At 61.7% G+C, this 21739-nt stretch carries 19 protein-coding genes; 14 read left to right on the top strand and 5 right to left on the bottom strand.

Going from position 1 to position 21739, the window contains the following annotated elements; genetic code table 11:
• Positions 1-198: 198 nt before the first annotated feature.
• Together araD1 and ACK4SV_RS15245 are read right to left on the bottom strand one after the other, a co-directional pair.
• Positions 199-1194: an AraD1 family protein gene (araD1, locus tag ACK4SV_RS15250; protein ID WP_409918704.1), complete on the bottom strand. Its 996-nt coding sequence runs from the start codon at positions 1192-1194 to the stop codon at positions 199-201.
• The gene (locus ACK4SV_RS15245) at positions 1191-1907 is read right to left on the bottom strand and encodes a FadR/GntR family transcriptional regulator (RefSeq protein WP_409918703.1); all 717 of its coding nucleotides are present in this window, start codon (positions 1905-1907) and stop codon (positions 1191-1193) included. Before ACK4SV_RS15245 ends, araD1 begins: the two co-directional genes overlap by 4 nt.
• A 107-nt stretch (positions 1908-2014) precedes the next feature.
• Between ACK4SV_RS15245 and ACK4SV_RS15240 the strand changes: the two genes are divergently transcribed.
• From ACK4SV_RS15240 to ACK4SV_RS15210, 7 genes are read left to right on the top strand one after another with little or no spacing between them, the layout of a single operon-like run.
• A complete protein-coding gene (locus ACK4SV_RS15240; RefSeq protein ID WP_409918702.1) occupies positions 2015-3748 on the top strand; it encodes an IlvD/Edd family dehydratase in 1734 nt (577 codons plus the stop codon).
• 9 nt (positions 3749-3757) lie between these two features.
• Positions 3758-4519 (top strand): SDR family NAD(P)-dependent oxidoreductase, encoded by a 762-nt coding sequence (locus ACK4SV_RS15235; protein WP_409918701.1) that lies wholly within the window; start codon positions 3758-3760, stop codon positions 4517-4519.
• An 18-nt stretch (positions 4520-4537) separates the two neighbouring features.
• A complete protein-coding gene (locus ACK4SV_RS15230; protein ID WP_409918700.1) occupies positions 4538-5506 on the top strand; it encodes an ABC transporter substrate-binding protein in 969 nt (322 codons plus the stop codon).
• Positions 5507-5510: 4 nt separating this feature from the next.
• The gene (locus ACK4SV_RS15225) at positions 5511-7016 is read left to right on the top strand and encodes a sugar ABC transporter ATP-binding protein (RefSeq protein ID WP_409918699.1); all 1506 of its coding nucleotides are present in this window, start codon (positions 5511-5513) and stop codon (positions 7014-7016) included.
• A complete protein-coding gene (locus ACK4SV_RS15220) occupies positions 7013-8026 on the top strand; it encodes an ABC transporter permease (RefSeq protein ID WP_409918698.1) in 1014 nt (337 codons plus the stop codon). Before ACK4SV_RS15225 ends, ACK4SV_RS15220 begins: the two co-directional genes overlap by 4 nt.
• Positions 8023-9012 (top strand): galactofuranose ABC transporter, permease protein YjfF, encoded by a 990-nt coding sequence (gene yjfF, locus ACK4SV_RS15215; RefSeq protein ID WP_409918697.1) that lies wholly within the window; start codon positions 8023-8025, stop codon positions 9010-9012. The genes ACK4SV_RS15220 and yjfF overlap by 4 nt, the downstream gene beginning before the upstream one ends.
• 43 nt (positions 9013-9055) lie before the next feature.
• Positions 9056-10570, top strand: coding sequence for an aldehyde dehydrogenase (NADP(+)) (locus tag ACK4SV_RS15210; RefSeq protein WP_409918696.1), 1515 nt, complete (start codon positions 9056-9058; stop codon positions 10568-10570).
• A gap of 4 nt (positions 10571-10574) precedes the next feature.
• Here the strand turns inward: ACK4SV_RS15210 and ACK4SV_RS15205 are convergent, their stop codons facing one another.
• Positions 10575-11462, bottom strand: coding sequence for an SMP-30/gluconolactonase/LRE family protein (locus ACK4SV_RS15205; RefSeq protein WP_409918695.1), 888 nt, complete (start codon positions 11460-11462; stop codon positions 10575-10577).
• Between the two features lie 174 nt (positions 11463-11636).
• On the opposite strand from ACK4SV_RS15205, the gene ACK4SV_RS15200 reads away from it, so the two are divergent.
• Together ACK4SV_RS15200 and ACK4SV_RS15195 are read left to right on the top strand one after the other, a co-directional pair.
• Positions 11637-12164, top strand: coding sequence for a DUF1543 domain-containing protein (locus tag ACK4SV_RS15200; RefSeq protein ID WP_409918694.1), 528 nt, complete (start codon positions 11637-11639; stop codon positions 12162-12164).
• 104 nt (positions 12165-12268) lie between these two features.
• On the top strand, positions 12269-13906 hold the full coding sequence (locus tag ACK4SV_RS15195; RefSeq protein WP_409918693.1) for an AbgT family transporter: 1638 nt from the start codon (positions 12269-12271) through the stop codon (positions 13904-13906).
• 83 nt (positions 13907-13989) lie between these two features.
• On the opposite strand, the gene ACK4SV_RS15190 is transcribed toward ACK4SV_RS15195, so the two are convergent.
• On the bottom strand, positions 13990-14622 hold the full coding sequence (locus ACK4SV_RS15190) for a phospholipid-binding protein MlaC (RefSeq protein ID WP_409918692.1): 633 nt from the start codon (positions 14620-14622) through the stop codon (positions 13990-13992).
• A 35-nt stretch (positions 14623-14657) separates the two neighbouring features.
• Positions 14658-15443: a VacJ family lipoprotein gene (locus ACK4SV_RS15185; RefSeq protein WP_409918691.1), complete on the bottom strand. Its 786-nt coding sequence runs from the start codon at positions 15441-15443 to the stop codon at positions 14658-14660.
• 298 nt (positions 15444-15741) lie between these two features.
• Between ACK4SV_RS15185 and ACK4SV_RS15180 the strand changes: the two genes are divergently transcribed.
• The 5 genes from ACK4SV_RS15180 to metH all read left to right on the top strand — a co-directional run.
• On the top strand, positions 15742-16722 hold the full coding sequence (locus tag ACK4SV_RS15180) for an ArsR/SmtB family transcription factor (RefSeq protein ID WP_409918690.1): 981 nt from the start codon (positions 15742-15744) through the stop codon (positions 16720-16722).
• Positions 16719-17633 (top strand): methylenetetrahydrofolate reductase [NAD(P)H], encoded by a 915-nt coding sequence (gene metF, locus ACK4SV_RS15175; protein WP_409918689.1) that lies wholly within the window; start codon positions 16719-16721, stop codon positions 17631-17633. Before ACK4SV_RS15180 ends, metF begins: the two co-directional genes overlap by 4 nt.
• Before the next feature lie 3 nt (positions 17634-17636).
• Positions 17637-18695, top strand: coding sequence for a homocysteine S-methyltransferase family protein (locus ACK4SV_RS15170; RefSeq protein WP_409918688.1), 1059 nt, complete (start codon positions 17637-17639; stop codon positions 18693-18695).
• Positions 18692-19120, top strand: coding sequence for a gamma-glutamylcyclotransferase (locus tag ACK4SV_RS15165; RefSeq protein ID WP_409918687.1), 429 nt, complete (start codon positions 18692-18694; stop codon positions 19118-19120). Before ACK4SV_RS15170 ends, ACK4SV_RS15165 begins: the two co-directional genes overlap by 4 nt.
• Positions 19117-21739, top strand: a 2623-nt coding sequence (metH, locus tag ACK4SV_RS15160) for a methionine synthase (protein WP_409918686.1), incomplete at its 3' end; no start/stop codon positions are given. The genes ACK4SV_RS15165 and metH, both read left to right, overlap by 4 nt.

Genomic DNA, 21739 nt, shown 5'->3' with positions numbered 1-21739 from the left:
CTCAACCATTCTTACGGCGCGCTCACGCACCTCAGGCGAATACCGCCCCTGTCTTCTCTGCTCTGTCATGGCTCCAATCTCTCAAGAAAAGGAGCCTCCGGTAAACCCGGGGAGGTTCAGCATGTGTCATCCTCTCTAATCGAGAGAGTCTGCAAATTCATGGCCGGAATTCCGGGGGCTGGGTCACCGCCTTCATCGCTACAGTGGCAATGGCTGTATTCCCGTCCCTGTTGATCCCTGCACAATCCTGTTCCTGAGGGGCCTGCCGAAGCCTTCGGCCGATATCTCGAACACATCGCCCGTCTGCGCCTCAAAGCTGTCCGAGAAGCTCAGTGTTGCGGTCCCGAAGAAATGTACGTGCACGTCACCTGGCCGCCGGAACGCGGCATACTTGAAGTGATGTGCCTCAAGGTTCCTGACCGAATGGCTCATATTGTCTTCGCCGCTCAGGAAAGGCTTTTCCCAGATGGTTTGCCCGTCGCGGAGAATTCGGGAGCGGCCAAGAACCGTGCCTGGCAATTCGCCAATCCGCAACTCCGGCCCCATGGAGCAGGGGCGCAGTTTCGAATGCGCGAGATAGAGGTAGTTGATCCGTTCTGTCTTGTGATCGGAGAATTCATTGCCGACACAAAAGCCCAGCCGCCTTGGCCGGCCGGTCGCATCGATCACATAAATGCCCGCGATTTCTGGTTCTTCGCCGCCATCCAGTGCAAAGTCCGGCGATATGAGATCGCCCCCGGGCGGCGCGATGCTCGCCCCATCCCCCTTATAGAACCATTCGGGCTGGACGCCGCCTTCGCCACTCTGCGGCTTGCCGCCTTCCAGTCCCATACGGAACATTTTCATCGAGTCTGTCAGCGCGTCGTCGCCAGCCGACAGTTTCGCATGCATCGCATCTCGCGCGTCGGCGCTGCCGAGATGGGTGAGCCCCGTGCCTGTCACCAGCAGGTGCGCGGGGTCCGGATGCATGATCGGCGGCATTAGCCGTCCTTCCGACCACAGATCATCATAGGAAATCCGCGCGGTGCCTTCGGCTGCCTGCGCAGCATCGGGAAGGCTGACACCCTGCTTCAGCACATCCTGCACAAATTCATACATCGACATCGCCAGTGCGAGAGGCGCCAGTGTGGTATCATTTACCACCCGTGCGACGCGGGCTTCACCGCCATCATCGAGGAATTGAACGAGGTTCATTGTATTCGAGACCCGGAGATGCCGGAGACTTCGCCGAAATCCTGCCGCGACTCCTCCAGCAACACCTGCATCGCCTCAGCGGCCAGCGCGCTGTCGCGCTGCAGGATCGCATCGCAGACGGCTTTGTGGCGCGGCAGCGAAAGGTCGTGTGTCTCCGGATGCCGGCTCGTCAGCTCGATGGAAAATCTGAGAGCGTTGTGCAGCGTCCGGCCGATATGGGCGAGGAAGGGGTTCTTCGTCGCGTCCACAATCGCCAGATGGAATTCAAGATCCGGGTCGAGCAGGTCGAACGCAGTGTCGGCGTCTTCCATCGCCTGGTAGGCGGCGTTGATCCGCTCAAGGTCAGCAGCATCGGCATGCTTGGCCGCCAGCGCCGCCGCACCGGGTTCATACACCATGCGGGTCTCAAACAGGAAATCGATGAAAGCCTGCTCCGGCAGCGTCTCGATCGTCCAGCGCAGCACATCGGGGTCGAGCATCGACCAAGATTCTCGTGTCCGCACGATTGTGCCAACCCGTGAGCGGGATTCAACCAGTCCCTTTGCCATCAGTACCTTGGTGACCTCGCGAAGGATCGGCCGGCTTACATCGAACTCCGCCCCGAAATACTGCTCGCTCGGCAGCCTCTGGCCGACAGGATAGTCGCCAGACACGATGCGCCGGCCCAGCGTTTCGACCAGTTGTTCAGTGAGGTTCCGGGGTTTCAGGGCCATGACTTAAACCAATGTGTTGGCAGCTCATTGATCATATTGTATGACCAAAGCCGTGAAATCAAGCCGCCGGCGAAAATGACTGGCGAAAGCAGGGGGCAGGGCGCTGCATGGCGGGCGACAAGAAGACACTGAGGTCGCAGGCCTGGTTCGGTACCGCCGACAAGAACGGCTTCATGTACCGCTCCTGGATGAAGAATCAGGGGATTCCGGCCCATCAGTTCGAGGGCAAGCCAGTCATCGGCATCTGCAACACATGGTCGGAGCTGACACCCTGCAACGCCCATCTCCGCGGCCTCGCAGATCGGGTAAAGCAAGGCGTCTATGAGGCCGGCGGCCTGCCGGTGGAGTTCCCGGTCTTCTCCAATGGCGAATCGAACCTTCGCCCCACCGCCATGATGACCCGCAACCTCGCGAGCATGGATGTGGAGGAAGCCATTCGCGGCAATCCCGTGGACGGCGTTGTCCTTCTTGTCGGCTGCGACAAGACCACACCGGCCCTGCTGATGGGCGCGGCGAGCTGCGATGTGCCCGCGATTGTCGTCAGCGGCGGGCCGATGCTGAACGGATACCATCGCGGCAAGGCCGTCGGCTCCGGCACGCTCGTCTGGCGCATGAATGAGCAGCTGAATGCCGGACAGATCGACATGAAGGAGTTCATGGCTGCGGAGCAGTCCATGTCCCGCTCGGCCGGATCCTGCAACACGATGGGCACAGCCTCCACCATGGCCTGCATGGCCGAGGCGCTTGGCGTGACCTTGCCGGAGAACGCGGCCATCCCGGCGGTCGATGCGCGCCGCTATGTCCTTGCGCACATGTCCGGCATGCGCGCGGTGGAGATGGTGCGGGAAGATCTCGTCCTGTCGAAACTGCTGACGCGCGCTGCCTTCGAGAATGCCATCCGCGCGAATGCGGCCATCGGCGGGTCCACCAATGCGGTCATTCACCTGAAAGCCATTGCCCAGCGCATCGGCGTGGATTTGACGCTGGATGACTGGCAGGTCCTTGGCGCAAATGTGCCGACATTAGTGGACCTTCAACCCTCCGGGCGCTTCCTGATGGAGGAGTTTTACTATGCCGGCGGTCTTCCCGCCGTTCTCCGACGCCTCGGAGAGATGGGCCTGCTACATCGCGACGCCCTGACTGCGAATGGCCAGGCGATCTGGACCAATGTGAAAGACGCGCCCTGCCATAATGACGAAGTGATCCGCCCTGTTGATAACCCGCTCGTCGAAAGCGGCGGCATTTGCGTCCTCAGAGGCAATCTCGCACCGCGCGGCGCTGTGCTGAAAGTCTCCGCCGCGACGCCCGGACTGCTCGCCCATCGCGGCCGTGCCGTCGTGTTTGAGAATTTCAATGACTACAAAGCGCGCTATGCGGATCCGGAACTCGATATCGACGAGACCTGTATCATGGTGCTGCGCAATTGCGGGCCGAAGGGCTATCCCGGCATGGCCGAAGTCGGGAATATGGGCCTGCCGCCCAAGCTCCTGAAACGCGGCATCACCGATATCGTCCGCATCTCCGATGCGCGTATGAGCGGCACGGCCTTTGGTACTGTCGTCCTGCATGTTACCCCAGAAGCGGCCGAGCTTGGTCCCCTCGCCATCGTGCAGGACGGCGACATGATCGAACTGGACGCCCGCGCCGGCCGCCTGCATCTTGAAGTCTCGGACGCCGAAATCGAAGCGCGTCTGTCTGTTCTCCGCGTGAACCTGACCCTGCCGCCCGCTGGCGGCTATGAGGGGCTTTATCGCCGCCATGTTCTGCAGGCGGATGAAGGCTGTGACTTTGACTTTCTGATCGGCTGTCGCGGCGCAGGTGTCCCACCACATTCCCATTGAGCCTCTGACATGACCGCACCTCCGCCCCTGACCAACATCTATCCCAGCCTCGCGGGCCGGAGTGTGTTCATCACTGGCGGCGCAACCGGCATTGGCGCTGAACTCGTCGCCGCCTTCGCTGCGCAGAACTGCAAGGTCAGCTTCGCCGACCGGCAGGCTGAAGCGGGCCACGCCCTCGCATCAGCAACCGGCGCCCTGTTCTTCGATTGCGACCTGCGCGACATCAGCGCGCTGAACGAAGCAATCGCCAAAGCTGGCGAAGCACAGGGGACTATCAGTATACTGATCAACAATGCTGCCGACGATACCCGGCACGACTTTAGCAGTATCACCCCCGCCGAATGGGATGACCGTATCGCGGTAAACCTCCGCCACGTTTTCTTTGCCATTCAGGCCGTCCACCCCCAGATGCTGCAGGCTGGCGGGGGATCAATCATCAATTTCGGCTCGATGAGCTGGTATGAATGCCAGGGCGGCATGACCGGCTACACCACCTCCAAAGCCGCCATCGAAGGCCTCACCCGCGGCCTCGCGCGTGATCTCGGAACAGACAATATCCGCATCAACACGCTCGTGCCCGGCTGGGTGATGACTTCGAAGCAGAGAGCCCTCTGGGTCGGCGAGGAGGTCAAGCGCGAGATCGAGCGCGGGCAATCGCTCAAGGAAGAACTTCTGCCACAGGATATCTGCGCAATGGCGCTGTTCCTCGCCTCGGATGATGCACGAATGTGCACGGCGCAGGCGTTTATCGTCGATGGCGGATGGATATGAGGAACAAGGGAGGACACCATGAAACAGATACTGGCCCTGATCGCCGGCGCCATACTGATCGCCGCTTGCGGATCGGAAGAGGCCGAACGCTCCGCTGACGGACGGCTCACGGTCGGCTTCTCCCAGATCGGCTCTGAAAGTGGCTGGCGCACATCCTTCACCCAGGCTGTGCAGTCCGAAGCCCGCAACCGGGATATCACCCTCAGATTCTCCGACGCCCAGCAGAAGCAGGAAAACCAGATTCGCGCCGTCCGCAGTTTCATTGCACAGGGCGTTGATGCTATCATCATTGCACCGGTGGTCGAAACAGGCTGGCGGCCTGTGCTGACCGAAGCCCAGCGCGCCGGCATCCCGGTTGTCATCATCGACCGGAACATGGCGCTGGAGGATGACAGCCTTTATCTCACCCGCGTTGCCTCGGATTTCGTCGAGGAGGGCCGCAAGGCTGCCCGCTGGCTGATGGACGAGACGGGCGGAGACTGCGCCATTGTCGAACTTCAGGGCACTGTCGGTGCCTCCGCCGCGATTGATCGCATGAGCGGCTTCAATGAGGTGATCGCAGACTATCCGAACGCCCGGATCGTCATGTCACAGACGGCAGATTTCACACGAACACGCGGCAAGGACATCATGGTGACATTCCTGCGCGCCATGAACCCAAAAGATATCTGCGCCGTCTGGGCCCACAATGACGAGATGGCGCTCGGCGCGATCATAGCCATGAAGGAAGCAGGTGTCGCGCCGGGCCGCGACATTCTGGTGGTCTCCGTTGACGCTGTGCCGGATATCTTCAAGGCGATGTCCGATGGTGACGCGAACGCCACCGTCGAGCTCAGCCCCCATATGGGCGGGCCCGCTTTTGATGCGATTGAAGCGCATCTGCGGGGCGAAAGCGTTCCGAAACTCATCCCGGTAAACGGGGATCTGTTCACTCAGGAAACCGCCGCCGAAGAATACCGCAGGCGGACATCCGGCGAGGCGCGCTGACACGATGAACACCCCAGCGCCGCTTCTTTCACTGACGGGCGTCCGGAAAGTATTTCCGGGCGTCACGGCGCTCGATGATGTTGATTTTGAGGTGACTGCAGGGGAAATCCACGCGCTTCTCGGCGAGAACGGCGCAGGTAAATCAACCCTCATAAAAGTGCTGACAGGTGTTTATCCGCGCGATGACGGGGACATGCAACTCGGCGGTGCGGCCTTGTCGCCACGATCAGTTGCGGATGCGCAAGCGGCTGGCATCAGTACGGTGTATCAGGAAGTCAACCTGCTCCCGAACCTGTCCGTCGCCCAGAACCTGATGCTTGGGCAGGAGCCTGAACGCTTCGGCCTCACCGACTGGAGGCGGATGAATGAGTCCGCCCGGCACATTCTGGAGCGGTTCCGGCTGGATATCGATGTCACCCGGCCCCTCGGTCAGTTCTCGGTGGCCGTCCAGCAGCTCATCGCCATCGCGCGCGGTGTGCAGCAGTCGGCTCAAATTCTCGTGCTGGACGAGCCGACCGCCAGTCTCGACAAGACAGAAGTGCAGGCCCTGTTCGATCTCCTCCGTGGCCTGAGGGCGGAGGGATTGGGCATCATCTTCGTCACTCACTTCCTGGATCAGGTCTACGCCCTCGCTGACCGGATCACGGTCCTGCGAAACGTTATGAAGATTGGCACGTTCGAGGCTGCGCAACTGCCCCGCGCAAAACTGATTGAACACATGCTCGGCTATGAACTCCAGGGCCTCGCCGCCGGCGAACCGGCTTCGCGCGGCGCCGCATCCGCAAACGAGGGCGCCGCCCTTTCCATCGAGAATGCCTGCATTGAGGGCTCCGTTCAGGATATCAGCTTCATCGCCCGCCCCGGAGAAGCCATCGGCCTCTCCGGGCTGCTTGGCAGCGGGCGCACAGAAGTCTGCCGCGCACTGTTTGGCGTCGACAGGCTCTCAAGCGGCGAGATTTGCCGCGACGGCCGGCCGGTGCATCTAACCTGCCCGAGCAATGCCATAGCCGCCGGCATCGCCCTTTGCCCGGAAGACCGGAAAGCTGACGGCATTGTCGGTGAGCTGAGCGTTCGCGAGAACATCATTCTTGCGCTCCAGGCCCAGCGCGGCTGGTGGCGTCCACTGACAATCAGGGAGCAGCGCGCTCTGGCGGACAAGGCCATCGCAGACTTCAGGATTGCAACACCTGATGGCGAAAAGGCAGTCAGATTACTCAGCGGAGGGAACCAGCAGAAAGTCATTCTCGCCCGCTGGCTCGCCATTGCGCCCGGTGTTCTGCTCCTGGATGAGCCCACGCGGGGCATCGATATCGGTGCCCATGCCGAAATCCTCCGCCTGATCCGGGAGCTCTGCCATCGTGGCATGACACTGATCGTCACTTCGTCCGAACTCGAAGAGCTTGTCGCCTTCAGCCACCGCGTCATCGTGCTCCGCGACTTTCGCCAGATCGCCGAACTGGAAGGCGGAGACATCACCGAAGACAACCTCCTGCAGGCAATCGCGTCATGACCGGCCCCGGAGCAATTCTGTCGGCTTTGCAGCGCCGCCGTATGCTCTGGCCGCTCCTCGCGCTTGGCCTGATCTGGCTGGTAATCCTGGTTCTGAATCCCGCATTCTTTACTTTCACCGTTCGAGATGGGCGGCTGATCGGCGGTCTTGTTGATATCTTCAATCGCGGCGCACCGATTGCCCTTATCGCTCTCGGCATGTCGCTCGTCATTGCAACCGGCGGCATTGATCTGTCCGTCGGCGCAGTGATGGCAATTGCTGGCGCTGTTGCTGCCAATATGATCGTGGGCGGAGCATTCCCGATCTGGATGGTCATTGGCGCAGGGCTCTGCGCGGGCCTTGCCGCAGGCCTCATGAACGGCACACTCGTGGCGGGGCTCGTCGTCCAGCCGATTGTCGCAACGCTCATCCTGCTCGTCGCTGGCCGGGGTGTTGCGCAACTGATCAATGACGGCCAGATCGTGACGTTCCAGAATGAGGCGTTCGCTTTCATCGGCGTCGGCACTATTCTGGGCCTGCCAACGCCGATCTGGCTGGTCGCAGCTCTCCTCGCCGGTTTGCTTGCCCTGACGCGCGCAACAGCGCTTGGCCTGTTCATCGAAGCAGTCGGCGCGAACGCCGCTGCCAGCCGTTATGCCGGCATCCCGGTGCGTTCAGTGAAGCTGTCCGTATACGCCCTCGCCGGTCTGTGCGCCGCCCTTGCCGGCCTTGTCGCAACAGCTGACATCCAGGGCGCGGACGCCAACAATGTCGGCCTCTGGATTGAGCTTGACGCGATCCTCGCGGTCGTCATCGGCGGCGCGAGCCTGATGGGCGGGCGATACTCCCTCATTCTGGCAGTCATTGGCGCGCTGATCATCCAGTCTCTCAATACCGCGATCGTGCTGTCGGGAATTCCGCCCAAGTTCAATCTCGTGATCAAGGCGCTGGTGATCATTTGCGTGCTCCTGCTGCAATCCCCGGCCTTTCAGGCGCAGATTGCCACCCTGCGGGCGAGGCGGGTCACATGATCGATTCCCGTCATACGCCTGTCTTCATTACCTACGGCTTGTTCGCAGCCCTCTTCCTTTTGGGATCCCTTCAGTATGAAGGGTTCGGAACCCTCCGCGTCTTTCTGAATCTGTTTACGGATAATGCCTTTCTCGCCGTGACCGCCATCGGCATGACATTCGTGATCCTTTCTGGCGGAATAGATCTGTCCGTCGGCTCTGTGATTGCGTTCACGGGTGTTCTGACTGCAGTACTGATACAGTCCGGCTGGCCGCTCTATCTTGTCTTTCCGCTTGCCCTGATGATCGGTGCAGTCTTTGGCGCCAGCATGGGCTGCCTGATCCACGCCTACAAACTCCAGCCTTTCATAGTCACGCTTGCCGGAATGTTCCTGATGCGCGGGCTCGCGGTCGTCGTCAGTGAGCGGTCGATCCCGATCGAGCATGACTTCTACCATGCCGTGAACGCTGCTGGCGTCATGTTGCCGGGCCGCGCTTTTCTGAGCGCGCAGGCGCTCATCCTGGTGATCATTCTGTGTGGCGCACTGGTGCTCGCGCACTATCGCCGCTTCGGCACCTATGTGTACGCCATCGGCGGCAATCCGGAATCGGCGCGTCTCATGGCGGTGCCGATCGCGCGAACGACTATAGGCATTTACGCGCTCAGTTCCTTCCTCGCGGCTCTCGCGGGCATCATGTTTTCTTTTTATACTTCGTCCGGCTACGCCCTTGCCGCAGTCGGCATGGAGTTGGACGCAATCGCGGCTGTCGTCATCGGCGGCACCTTGCTGGCGGGTGGATCCGGCTATGTGATCGGCACGCTCGGCGGCGTTTTGCTCATGGGGCTTGTCCAGACCTACATCGCCTTCAATGGCGCCCTCAACAGCTGGTGGACGAAGATCGTCATAGGCCTTCTGGTGCTCGTATTCGTCTGTTTCCAGCGCCTCAATCAACCAGGCCTCGCTTCAAAAAAACAACGTACAAAGACGGTTCGTCGAACCGCCTGAATCCCCATCACCGCCCGGCTCCAAGTCTGCTGAAAGTTTGCTCATGACCGAAACATTGTCCGGATACCATCTGATCGAGGGAGAATGGCACGCATCAGACAAGCGCTTCAAATCCCTGGGGCTCGACGGGCTGGAGTTCAAAGTGTCCAGCGGGGGCGCCCCGGAAATCGATCTCGCGGCGCGGGCGGCTCATGTGGCGTTCAAATCCTATTCCCAGACGACACGGGAGCAGCGTGCGGCCTTTCTGGAAAAAATCGCGGACTGCATTGAGGCCCGCGCCGAAGACATCACCGCAGCCGGCACTGCAGAGACCGGCCTCCCGGCTGCGAGGCTCAACGGTGAGCGGGGCCGGACCACGGGCCAGCTCCGTCTGTTTGCGGAGCATATCCGTGCAGGCGGCTATCTCGACCGGCGGCACACTCCGGCCCAACCGGATCGCCAGCCCGCACCCCGGCCGGACCTTCGCCTCGTCCAGCGGCCCATTGGCCCCGTCGCGGTGTTTGGCGCTTCGAACTTCCCGCTCGCCTTCTCTACCGCTGGCGGCGACACGGCTGCAGCCCTCGCTGCGGGCTGCCCGGTGGTCGTCAAGGCGCATCCCGCTCATCCGCGCACTGGCGAACTGGTCGCGCGCGCGATCTCAGAGGCAATTGAGGCCTGCGGCATGCCGGCGGGCGTCTTCGGGTTCGTCCAGGGCGAGACGCATGAGGTTGGCGCCGCCCTCGTTTCACATCCGCTGATCAGGGCCGCCGCATTCACGGGTTCCCTGCGTGCCGGCAGGGCCTTGTTTGACATTTGTGCGGCGCGCCCGGAGCCCATCCCGTTCTATGGCGAGTTCGGCTCGGTGAACCCTGTGTTCCTGCTGCCAGACGCTTTGCGCGAACGAGCAACCCAGATCGGCGAAGGCTGGGCCACGTCGCTGACGCTCGGTGCCGGGCAGTTCTGCACCAACCCCGGCATCGTTTTCGCAGCGCAGGGGTCGGAATTGGACGCGTTTACAAGCGCAGCCATCACGGCACTGAACAAGTCTGCGCCGCAGATCATGCTGACAGACGCCATAGCCGCATCCTACAAGAAAGGATGTAACCACATCCGGGAGGTCCCGGGCGTTGAAACTCTTGTCGCCCATCAGGCCAGTGGCCGCCTCGGCGCTCCGTCACTGTTCCGCGCTTCCTTCGATGCCTGGCTCAGCAATCCCGTCCTTGCCGAAGAAGTCTTCGGCCCTGCTGGGATAATTGTCGTTCTGCAGGGGCCGGACGATTTCCCGCGTGCTGCCGAAACGCTGTCAGGGCAACTGACGGCGACAATTCATATGCAGCCTACGGATCATGATCTCGCTGTTGGCCTGCTCCCCTCTCTGGAGCGGATCGCAGGCCGGATCCTGTTCAACGGCTTTCCGACAGGCGTTGAAGTGGCCGATGCCATGGTTCATTCCGGCCCGTACCCTGCCACGAGCAATTTCGGCGCGACATCTGTCGGCACGATGGCCATCCGCCGCTTCCTGCGCCCTGTGTGCTACCAGGACATGCCGGAAGGCCTGTGGCTTCCGGATTTTTCGTAAGGCTTCAGGGAATGAAGCGGGAAGCGGTGAGGCCGCAAGCATTTGTCTGGTAAATCAACAGGCCGCCGGAGAGTGGAAACGCGTTCAGGGCGTCCTCATCCAGGCCGGTTCGAGCCGAGGTCACGAAGGCAATATTGCGCTCCGCTCCGCCGAACGCAATACAGGTTGGCCGGGGCACAGGCAGGCGGAACTCCTGAGTGATTGCGGTATCTGCGGATATGACTGCGATCTTTCCTGTGTCCCACAGCGCCGCCCAATAACGGCCCGCCGTGTCAAATGCTGCGCCATCCGGTGTCCCGGGGGCCAACTGTGTGAAAGGCGTGGCACTGACCGTGCCGGCATCAGCCGCCACGCGCGCGCTGTAGACCGTCCCGCTGACTGTATCCGAGAAATAAAATTCTTCGCCTGAAGGGGCCCAGGCAAGGCCATTCGGGATGCCCAGCCCAGCTATCATCAGGTCCGCGCCGGATTTCGGACAAAGCCTGTAGAAGCCCGTCTCGGCTTCCAGCTTGCCGCCTCCATCCTTCATGGATCCCGCCCAGAAGCGCCCATCCGGGGCGACCTTGCCATCATTCATACGGATGTTCTTTGGCTGTAAACCGGCTGGATGGGAGAGCCATCTGATCGCTGCCGTTTCTGGCCAGAACAATGCAAAGCCGGTTTCAAACGCGCAGACGAGGCAATCATCATCGCCCGCCACAAAGCCGAACGAACCGAGGCGCTCCGGGACCATGAAGGCCTTCACTTCCCGCGCCGGCCAACTCATCCGGTATAGCCGGCATGAGAGTATATCGGTCCACCAGACCGTCTGGTCGCTCTCTCGCCACAGGACGCCTTCGCCCAGCGCATTTCCCACTTCTTCGCAACCCAGAAACTCAAACTGAATACTCATGGGCAGCCAGTATCACCCGGAAATGCGGTCAGCGGAAATTCGCTGCTCTAAGTTGCATATGTGTTCCCTGCGGGCAACGGCAGATAAGATGGGTGGCAAACGGACAGAATCCGCTTGCTGTTCCTTGCCGGGAGACAGAGCGTGGCGTTGAAGCTCCTATTCTGAGGGTATCCCATGAAACTTTTTGCTGTGTTCGTCGGCGGGGATCATCCGCGCGCCAATATCGAGGTGCATGATTTGCGCTTCGTAGTCGGCGAGACGCTTGAGGCGACGGTGCCGGACCTGCGCGCCGGATGGTGGGGCAAGCCATCCTCGCTGCATATGGATGGATATGCCGAGTTGGCCGCGGTCGATGGCTGGGAGGTGGAAGTGCGGGCCGGCCCAGCCGAGGAGGCAGGATTGGCGCCGGAAGGGGCAGCGCGCGGGCTCTGGTTTGTCAATCTGGGCGGCTATACGCCGGACCTGTTCGGGGAGCAGCATAATTACCTTTTCCTGGCCGGGACGGACCGGGCGGAGATCTGGACGCGGGCGCGGGCGCTTTCGCCGGAATGGACAGGCCGGCATAAGGACAATTTCACCCGAGTGGACGCGATGATCGAGGTGAACACGCTCCTTGCCCGTGAAGGCTGGCATGTGCGGCTGGAGAAGCCCGCTGAACCTGGCGCGGGGGTACGGATCGTGTCTGATTACATCCGGCTGTGATGCCATGGCGCGGTTGGAAGCGCGTGTAACATTTCTGACAGAAGGGCCTTGCCATTGCGCCCGTCATCCGCACAGTTCGCCCGGGTTGCGATGGGAGTATTCGAATGAGTGAGGCGGCAGCTGCAGAGCGGCAGAAAGGTTTTCTCGGCTTTGTCGAGCGTACAGGCAACAAATTGCCTGACCCGGTCTTCCTGTTCTTCTACCTCATCTTCGGGCTGATCCTGATTTCGGTGGCCTGCGCGATGCTGGGCGTCTCAGCGCCGCACCCGACACAGCTGCAGGCCGACGGGACGCCGGTGATGATCACCTCGCAGAGCCTGCTCTCCTCAGCCAACCTGCAGCGGCTGTGGGTGGAGATGCCGACGACGTTCACGCACTTCCATCCGCTGGGTTACGTGCTGGTGGTGATGCTGGGCGCGGGCGTGGCGGAGCGGTCCGGCCTGTTTGCGAGCGGCATCCGTTCAGCCGTGCGCGGGGCGCCGAAATTCCTGCTGACGCCTGTGGTGGCAGCCGTGGCGATGGTGTCGAACCATGCGGCGGATGCGGGTTACGTGGTGATGATCCCGCTCGCGGCGGTGCTGTTTGCCTCGGTCGGGCGCCACCCGCTGGCCGGGATTGCGGCGGCTTTTGCAGGCGTGTCGGGCGGGTTTTCGGCAAACATCGCGCCGGGCCAGCTTGATGCGCTGCTGTTCGGTATTACCGAAACGGCAGTGACCGGCAGCGGTCTCGACACTTCCTGGCAGGTGAATTTTGCCGGAAACTGGACCTTCATCTCGGTTCTTCTGCTGCTCTATCTGCCGATCATCTGGTTCGTGACCGACAAGATCATCGAGCCGCGGCTGGGCAAATGGACGCCGGACGCGAAACAGGCGGAGGCCTACGGCGATGAGGACAAGCCGCTGACGCCGGAGCAGAAGAAAGGTCTCGGCCGGGCGGGTCTTGCAATCCTGGCGGTGTGCGCGCTGTGGGCGTTCATGACGCTGGGGCCGGATTCCCCGCTATACCTGAGCGATGCGGACTTTGCCGCGCAGGGGCTGACGGCCGATCAGATCGGCGAGAAGGAATGGTATGACCGGATGGCCCCGTTCTTCCGCTCCCTTGTTGGCGCGTTCTTCATCCTCTTCCTCGCCGCTGGATGGGCGTACGGATCTGCCGCCGGCACGATCAACAACCACCGCGACCTTGTCGGCATGATGGCCGAGGCGATGAAGGATATGGGCTACTACCTCGTCCTCGCCTTCGCGGCGGCGCATTTTGTGGCGATGTTCAACTGGTCGAACCTTGGCCTCATCACCGCCGTGCACGGGGCCGATGCGATCGAGCATTCCGGATTGCCGCTGCCGATCGTGCTGGGGCTGATCGTGGTGTTCACCGGCTTCCTGAACCTGTTTGTTGGCTCGGCAAGCGCCAAATGGGCGCTGCTCGCGCCGGTGCTGGTGCCGATGCTGATGCTCCTGGGGGTGAGCCCGGAGGGCGCCACGGCGGCCTACCGCGTGGGCGACGGGGCGACGAACATCATCACGCCGCTGATGGTGTATTTCCCGCTGATCCTGATCTTCGCGCAGCGCTGGCAAAAGGATTTCGGCCTCGGCAGCCTGACTGCAATGATGCTGCCCTATTCGGTCTGGCTGCTGGTATCTGGTGTCCTGTTGATGATCGTCTGGGTTTATCTCGGCATCGATCTGGGCCCGGGCACGCCAGTGACGTTCAGCCTGTCGCCTGTGGCAGCAGGATCACCCTGACCCTGCACCGGGCAAGTTCATCAGATAAGGAATCGCCCCGGCTGGATTGAGCCGGGGCGTTTCTCGTAACTGGCGCTGTTACCTTAGCGGCGGGCTGGCGGCGGATTCCGCAAGTCAGCGGTCATCCGCTCGATCAGGCCGATCAGCTCATCGGCTGACCCGTTCGTCCGGTCCAGCAGGGCGATGAACTGGGCGCGTTGTTCAATCGCCAGCCAGATGAGGCTGCCTTCGATATTCAGCGCGACATCGATCACCTGATAGCGGTCCCCATTGGCCTGGACCCGCCAGCGAACATTCATGTCGCGGCCATCGCGCCGCCGGATCGTCGTGTTGACAATGGATTCAGTCGGAGAACGGTCAACCGAGCCCTGAACGACCACCGCTTCGCCCCGATAGGCGTCGAGCTGGTTTTCGTAAACGGCGAGGGCATAGGTGCGAAAGACTCGCCGGTAGCGCGCGAGCTCGTCTGCTGTGAAGCGGCGTGCATATTTGCCGATCACGAAATTCGAGATCGCATTGAAGTCAGCAAACTGGTCCATGTATTCACTGAACTTCCGCGTCCGCTCCTCAGCGGACAATGAGGGGCTGTTCAGGGTGGCCAGCACTTCATTTGCGTTCTGCTCCACATAGGCCTCTGCGCTCTTGCTGGCATGGGCCGGGAGGGAGACGGCCATAAAGCCGAGCGCGAGCAGGATTGGGATGAATATGCGCGTCAAGGGAGCAACTCCTTCATTCAGGTCCTGAGGCGATGTCAGTCAACCGGGTCATCAAAGTCGTCGAATTCATCAAAGGCATCGAAGTCGGGCAGGTCATCATAGATCGTGTCCTCATTGATGCGACCATTAAGGATCTCAGCCTGACGCGAAGATGAATAGATCCGTCTAAGGGCGATGTATGGCTCCGGCTGGGCATTCAGGGCAGCGATCTGGTCCTCGAGGCGGGCTCTGGCATTCAACGCGCCGAATACGCCAAGGGTTCCGCGCACGGCGAGGTCCGTGTCCTCATCATTGTCGATCTGGATCCAGACCAGCGGGTCGAAGGCCCGGTCGGTCGCGGTGCCGAGAAGGTCGCGCGGTGTCGTCGGCCCGATGATCGGAAGGATCAGGTAGGGGCCGCTTTCGACGCCCCAGACGGCGAGCGTCTGGCCAAAATCTTCTGTGTGGCGTTCAAGCCCGGCCGGCGTCGCAACATCCCAGATTCCAAGCACCCCGAAAGTGGTGTTCAGAGCAAAACGGCCGGCCGTTGTGGCAGCGCGGTCGACTTCGCCTTGCAGAATATCATTGACGAGGACGACCGGGCTGCGAAGGTTGCGCAGGAAATCCGTGATCCGGTCCCGCCCATAGGCCGGAGTTACAGTCTTGTAGGTCCGCGCAGCAGGCCCGAGCGCATACCGGTCCACACCCGCATTGAACGCAAACATCCGGCGGTTGAACGTTTCGTAAGGATCATCCAGGTCTGCGCCACCGGCAGCAGGCGCGGTGGCGCATGCCCCTAGCGCAACGGCCATGAATGCGGCGCCGGCAATGACAGGTTTCATGAGATTGCATATCCTCAAGGCTTGCTCATCGCCGTGCGGCAGCCGGCCTGCACGTCAACACTGACCGGGTGTGCAAGCCATGTGCCCTATACCCTGCAGAGCGGGGTGTCTGGCTAAGCTGGCGCCACTTTCAGCGCTGTAGATGGCAAGCCCGCCCCTCACGTTCAACGGGCAGTTTCCAGTTTCGACTTTTGCGGGAGAGAAACGCCGCAAGAGATGCAACTGATACGCAAGAAGTGCCGCACTGGTTGCCTGCAGGGCGATTGCCAATCATATAAAAGTTGGTTTATATGATTTCATGAATGAGACCTTCGATAGTCTGCTGGACAGGTTGCGAGCAGCAGGTGAGCCGACCCGGCTTCGCCTGCTCGCGCTGCTTCGCCATCATGATCTGTCGGTGGGGGAGCTTGTCCAGGTTCTGGGTCAAAGTCAGCCGCGCCTCTCTCACCATTTGAAGGCGCTTTCCGAAGCCGGTCTTGCAGAGCGGTTGCCAGAGGGCGCGTTTGTGTTTTACCGCGCCGCGCGCAGGGGTGAAGGCAAGGCATTGCTGGACGCCTTGTTCGGGCTTCTCGGCGCGGATGTCGCCGAATTCGAGGCGGACCTGGCACAGCTTCGCGCGGTCATGGCGGACCGGGCCGCAGCGGCCGAGGCGTATTTCTCCAGTGTCGCGGAGACCTGGGACACCGTGCGCGCGCTCCACTATCCGAATGAAGCCATAGAATCGGCGCTGCTGGACCTCGCAGGGCCCGGGCCGTTCGGGCGGATGATCGATTTCGGGACCGGAACAGGCCGGATGCTCGCGCTGTTTGCCCCGCACGTGACCGAGGCGGAAGGCATTGATTTCAGCCACCGGATGCTGACTGTTGCGCGCAGCAACCTCGAAGCGGCTGGGGTGCGCAATGCACGGGTCCGCTTCGGAGATGTCAGCGCCGTGCCGTTTGAGGCGGCGAGCGCGGATCTGGTCATTATTCATCAGGTCCTGCACTTTCTAGATGCGCCAGGCGATGCCATCGCCGAAGCGGCGCGGGTGCTCGCGCCGGGCGGGCGGCTGCTGGTCATTGATTTCGCTGCCCACGATCTCGAGTTCCTGCGGAGCGAGCATGGCCATCACCGGCTCGGGGTTCGCGAGGACGCGATCGAGGCGTGGGCCGGTGAAGCGGGCCTGCGGCTCGACAGACCGTTGAGCTTTGCGCCGCCGACCGGGCCAGATCAGCCCGGTCTGACCGTCAATATCTGGCGGGCTGTGAAGCCCGCCCTTTTCAGGGAGAAAGCCGCATGATCCGCCGGGTCGCAGATGCGCAGGCGCGCACACGGGATGTGCGCGTCTCGTTCGAGTTTTTTCCGCCCAAGACCGAGGCGATGCACGCCCGCCTCTGGGAGACGATCCAGCGGCTCGAGCCGGTCCAGCCTGAGTTTGTCTCCGTCACCTATGGCGCCGGCGGTTCGACGCGCGAGCGCACGCATGACACGGTTCGCCGGATCGTGGCGGAGACATCCCTCCTGCCTGCGGGCCACCTGACCTGCGTTTCGGCCACAAAGGAGGAAGTCCTGGCGGTGGCCGAGAGTTACTGGCAGGCCGGTGTCAGACATATCGTGGCGCTGCGCGGGGATCCGCCCGCGGGCATGGGCGCGAAGTTCGAGCCGCATCCCGGCGGATTTCAGGACTCCGTAGACCTCATCCGCGGGCTGAGGGAGCACCGGCCTGAGCTTGGGAAATGTTTCGAGATTTCGGTCTCCTGCTATCCGGAACTGCACCCGGAGAACATGGGCTGGGACGCAGAAATCGCGTTCCTGAAAGCCAAGCAGGATGCGGGCGCTGACCGGGCGATCACACAGTTTTTCTTCGAGCCGGAAGTTTATCTGCGCTTCCTTGAGAAAGCGCGGGCCGGCGGTGTCACGATGCCCATTCTGCCGGGCATCATGCTGCAGCCGAACTTCAATGGCCTGAAGCGGATAGCGGGCCTGTGCGGTGCATCTATCCCGGCCTGGCTGCACGAGCTGTATGACGGGCTGGATGCGGATGAAGAGACGCGGGACTTCGTGACGGCAACGGTGGCGGCGGAGCTTTGCCACAAGCTGCATGAGGAAGGCGTCGAAGACTTTCATTTCTATACGCTGAACCGGGCAGGACTCGCGCTGTCGACCTGCCGCTTGCTCGGCGTGAAACCCCCGGCAGCAGAGGCGGCCTGAGCCATGGACAGCAATGCAAGGCGCGCAGCGTTTGATCAGCTTGCGGATGAGAGAATTCTGGTTCTCGACGGCGCGATGGGCACGCAGATTCAAGGCTACAAGCTGACTGAGGAAGACTTCCGTGGGCAGAGGTTTGCCGACTGGCCCGTGCCTCTCAAGGGGAATAACGATCTGCTCAACCTGACCCGGCCCGATGTGATCGGTGAAATCCATCGCCGGTACGTTGATGCCGGGGCGGACTTTGTAGAGACAAACACCTTCTCCGCCACCACGATCGCAATGGCGGACTACAAGATGGAGTCCCTTGCCGTAGAGATTGCGCGTGAAGGCGCCCGTATCGCGCGCGAGGTGGCCGATGCGGCGGAGGCTGTTCTCGGCCGACCGGTGGGCGTCATGGGGGCCATTGGGCCGACGAACAAGACGCTTTCCCTCAGCCCGAATGTCAACGATCCGGGATACCGGGACGTGACCTTTGATGACGTGCGGGCCGCCTATTACGAGCAGGCCGAGGCAATGGCGCCATATCTGGATTTCTTCCTGATCGAGACCGTGTTCGACACGCTGAACGCCAAGGCAGCGATCAAGGCGCTGCTCGACCTGCGGAAGGAAAGGGGCATCGATTTGCCCATCGTGATATCGGGCACGATCACGGACGCCTCGGGCCGGACGCTCAGTGGGCAGACGGCTGAAGCCTTCTGGAATTCCGTGCGCCATGCGCGGCCCTGGGCCATCGGGCTCAACTGCGCGCTCGGCGCTGATCTCATGCGTCAGCACATCGCTGCCATCAGCCGCGTGGCTGATACGCGCGTGATTGCCTATCCCAATGCTGGCCTGCCGAACGCCTTCGGCGAGTATGACGAGATGCCGGACCAGACGGCGGCGCACCTGAAAGAATGGGCGCAGAGCGGCCTTGTGAACGTGCTCGGCGGATGCTGCGGCACATCGCCGGGTCATATCGCGGCGATTGCCCAGGCGGTGAAATCTGCACCTCCGAGAAGCGTACCTGAGCTGCCGCGTGCGATGCGCCTGTCGGGGCTGGAACCCTTCACGGTGGCGTCGTGACGCGGGAAGATGTGCGGCCCGGCGACCTGTTTGCGTTTTATGGCCTGCTGAAATATGGCGCAGCGGGCGGGCCGGAGCATATTCCATTGGCTGAAGCCGGGGAATGGCTGACGCCCTGCCTGTTCCGGGGGCGGATGTATGACATCGGTGGCTTTCCCGGCGTGGTGGCGGGCGGCGGGCTTTGCCACGGCGTGCTCTGGCGCATCCGGGATACCAGTGTCGTCGAGGCGATGGATGAATATGAGGATGTGACAGAAGATCTGGAAACATCGCTCTATGTGCGCCGCCGGATTCCCCTGCTGGACGCTGGCGGCAGCCCCACAGGGGCAGAGGGATGGATCTACATTTACAATCAGGCGACGGACGGATTGCCGGTCATTGAAGACGGCAACTGGTCGCTGGAACGCGGAAGAATACGGGAATGAGTGAGGCACGGGCCACTTTCATCAATATCGGTGAACGGACAAACGTTACGGGATCGGCGGCGTTCCGCAAGATGATCACGGACGGGCGCTATGCCGAAGCCGTCGATGTTGCGCGCCAACAGGTCGAGAATGGCGCGCAGATCATTGACGTGAACATGGATGAGGGGATGCTCGACGGCGTCCACGCCATGACGACCTATCTGAACCTGATTGCGGCAGAACCCGATATCGCCCGCGTGCCTGTCATGATCGACTCGTCCAAATGGGAGGTGATCGAGGCGGGCCTGAAATGCGTGCAGGGAAAGGCCATCGTCAACTCGATCTCCATGAAGGAAGGCGAGGACAAGTTCCGCGAACAGGCCGAGGCTTGCCTGTCCTATGGCGCCGCAGTCGTCGTCATGGCATTCGATGAGCAGGGACAGGCCGACACCGCGCCGCGCAAAATCGAGATCTGCCAGCGCGCCTTCCGTATCCTGACGGAAGAAGTCGGCTTCCCGCCAGAGGACATTATTTTTGATCCGAACATCTTTGCAGTGGCGACAGGGATCGAGGAGCACAACACCTACGCGCTCGACTTCATCGAAGCGACAAAGGTCATCCGCGAGACCTGCCCGGGCTGTCATATCTCCGGCGGGCTCTCGAATGTATCGTTCAGCTTTCGCGGAAACGAGCCTGTCCGCCGGGCGATGCATTCGGTGTTTCTCTACCATGCCATCCCGGCGGGGATGGACATGGGAATCGTCAATGCCGGCCAGCTGGACATCTATGATGATATCGAGCCGGAACTGCGCGAAGCGGTAGAGGATGTGATCCTCAACCGGCGCGGCGATGCGACGGACCGGCTGGTCGAGCTTGCCGAACGCTTCAAGGGCCAGAAGGGCAAGGTGCGCGAGAAAGATTTGTCCTGGCGCGAGCTGCCCGTGGCAAAGCGGCTGGAACATGCCCTCGTACATGGCATCACCGAGTTCATCGATCAGGATACGGAGGAGGTCCGCCTGACTGTGGCGCGGCCGCTGCATGTGATCGAAGGTCCGCTGATGGCGGGGATGAATGTCGTCGGCGATCTGTTTGGCGCGGGAAAGATGTTCCTGCCGCAGGTGGTGAAGTCCGCCCGCGTGATGAAGCAGGCTGTTGCATGGCTCGAGCCGTTCATGGAGGCGGAGAAGCGCGAACTGGGCCTCGAGCGCAGCTCCAATGGCAAGGTCGTGCTCGCAACGGTCAAGGGCGATGTGCACGACATCGGCAAGAATATTGTCGGCGTCGTGCTTGCCTGCAACGGGTATGAGATCATTGATCTCGGCGTCATGGTGCCGGCCGAAAAAATCCTTGATACGGCGGAAAAGGAAAAGGCCGATATTATCGGCCTGTCCGGCCTCATTACGCCAAGCCTGGATGAAATGGTGTATGTCGCTGCCGAGATGCAGCGCCTCGGCATGAAACAACCCCTGCTGATCGGCGGGGCGACGACGAGCGCCGCGCATACCGCAGTGAAGATCGAGCCCGCGATCCGTTCGGCGCCGGTCGTGCATGTGGTGGATGCGAGCCGTGCGGTCGGGGTCGTCAGTTCACTGCTGAACGAGGATGACCGGCCAGTGTTCCTTTCAGAAGTTCGCGCGCGCTATGAACGGATGCGCGAGGCTCGCAAGGATGGCCCCCCCAAACCGCGCCTGCCGATTGCAGAAGCGCGGGCGGCCAAACTCAAGTTTGACTGGCAGGCCTATACGCCGCCGAAGCCCGCGTTTGAGGGTGTACGGACCTTCAGCGATATCGATCTCGGCACGCTCGCACGCTATATTGACTGGACGCCGTATTTCTCCGCCTGGGACCTCGCGGGGCGGTATCCCGCGATTCTCGAGGACAAGATTGTCGGTGAAGCGGCCTCCAGCCTGTGGCGCGATACGCAGGCGATGATGCAGCAGCTTGTCGGCGAGGGCTGGCTGAAGCCGAAAGCGGTTGTGGGATTCTGGCGCGCGAATTCTGCCGGCGATGATATTGCACTGGCAAACGGTGAGGCGTTCCTGACACTTCGCCAGCAGATGCTGAAAGATAATGGCCAGCCCAACTTCGCGCTGTCGGATTTTGTTGCGCCGGAGGGCGAGGACTGGGTCGGCGGCTTCTGTGTCACATCCGGTGCGGAGGCGGAGGAAATTGCCCAGCGTTTTGCCGCGAAAGGCGATGATTATTCCTCGATCATGGTCAAGGCGCTCGCCGACCGGTTTGCCGAGGCTATGGCGGAATACATGCACGAGAAAGTGCGAAAGGAGCTCTGGGCCTATGCGCCGGAAGAAGCGCTGTCGAATGCAGACCTGATCGCCGAGAAGTACCAGGGCATCCGCCCCGCGCCGGGCTATCCGTGCCAGCCCGACCATACCGAGAAGGCGACACTGTTCCGCCTGCTTGAGGCGGAAAAGCGCATCGGTGTGGAGCTCACGTCAAGCTATGCCATGTTCCCGGCGGCGAGTGTGTCCGGGCTGTACCTCTCTCATCCGTCAAGTGTGTATTTCGCCGTCGGCCGCATCGGGCGGGACCAGGTGGAGGATTATGCCGCGCGCAAGGGCTGGGACCTTCGCACGGCAGAGCGCTGGCTGGCGCCGATCCTCTCCTATGATCCGTTCGCGG

The sequence above is a fragment of the Hyphomonas sp. genome, from assembly GCF_046313735.1.
Taxonomy (GTDB): domain Bacteria; phylum Pseudomonadota; class Alphaproteobacteria; order Caulobacterales; family Hyphomonadaceae; genus Hyphomonas.
The sequence above is the reverse complement of the archived record's forward strand: the minus strand, read 5'-3'. Positions and strand labels throughout refer to the sequence as shown.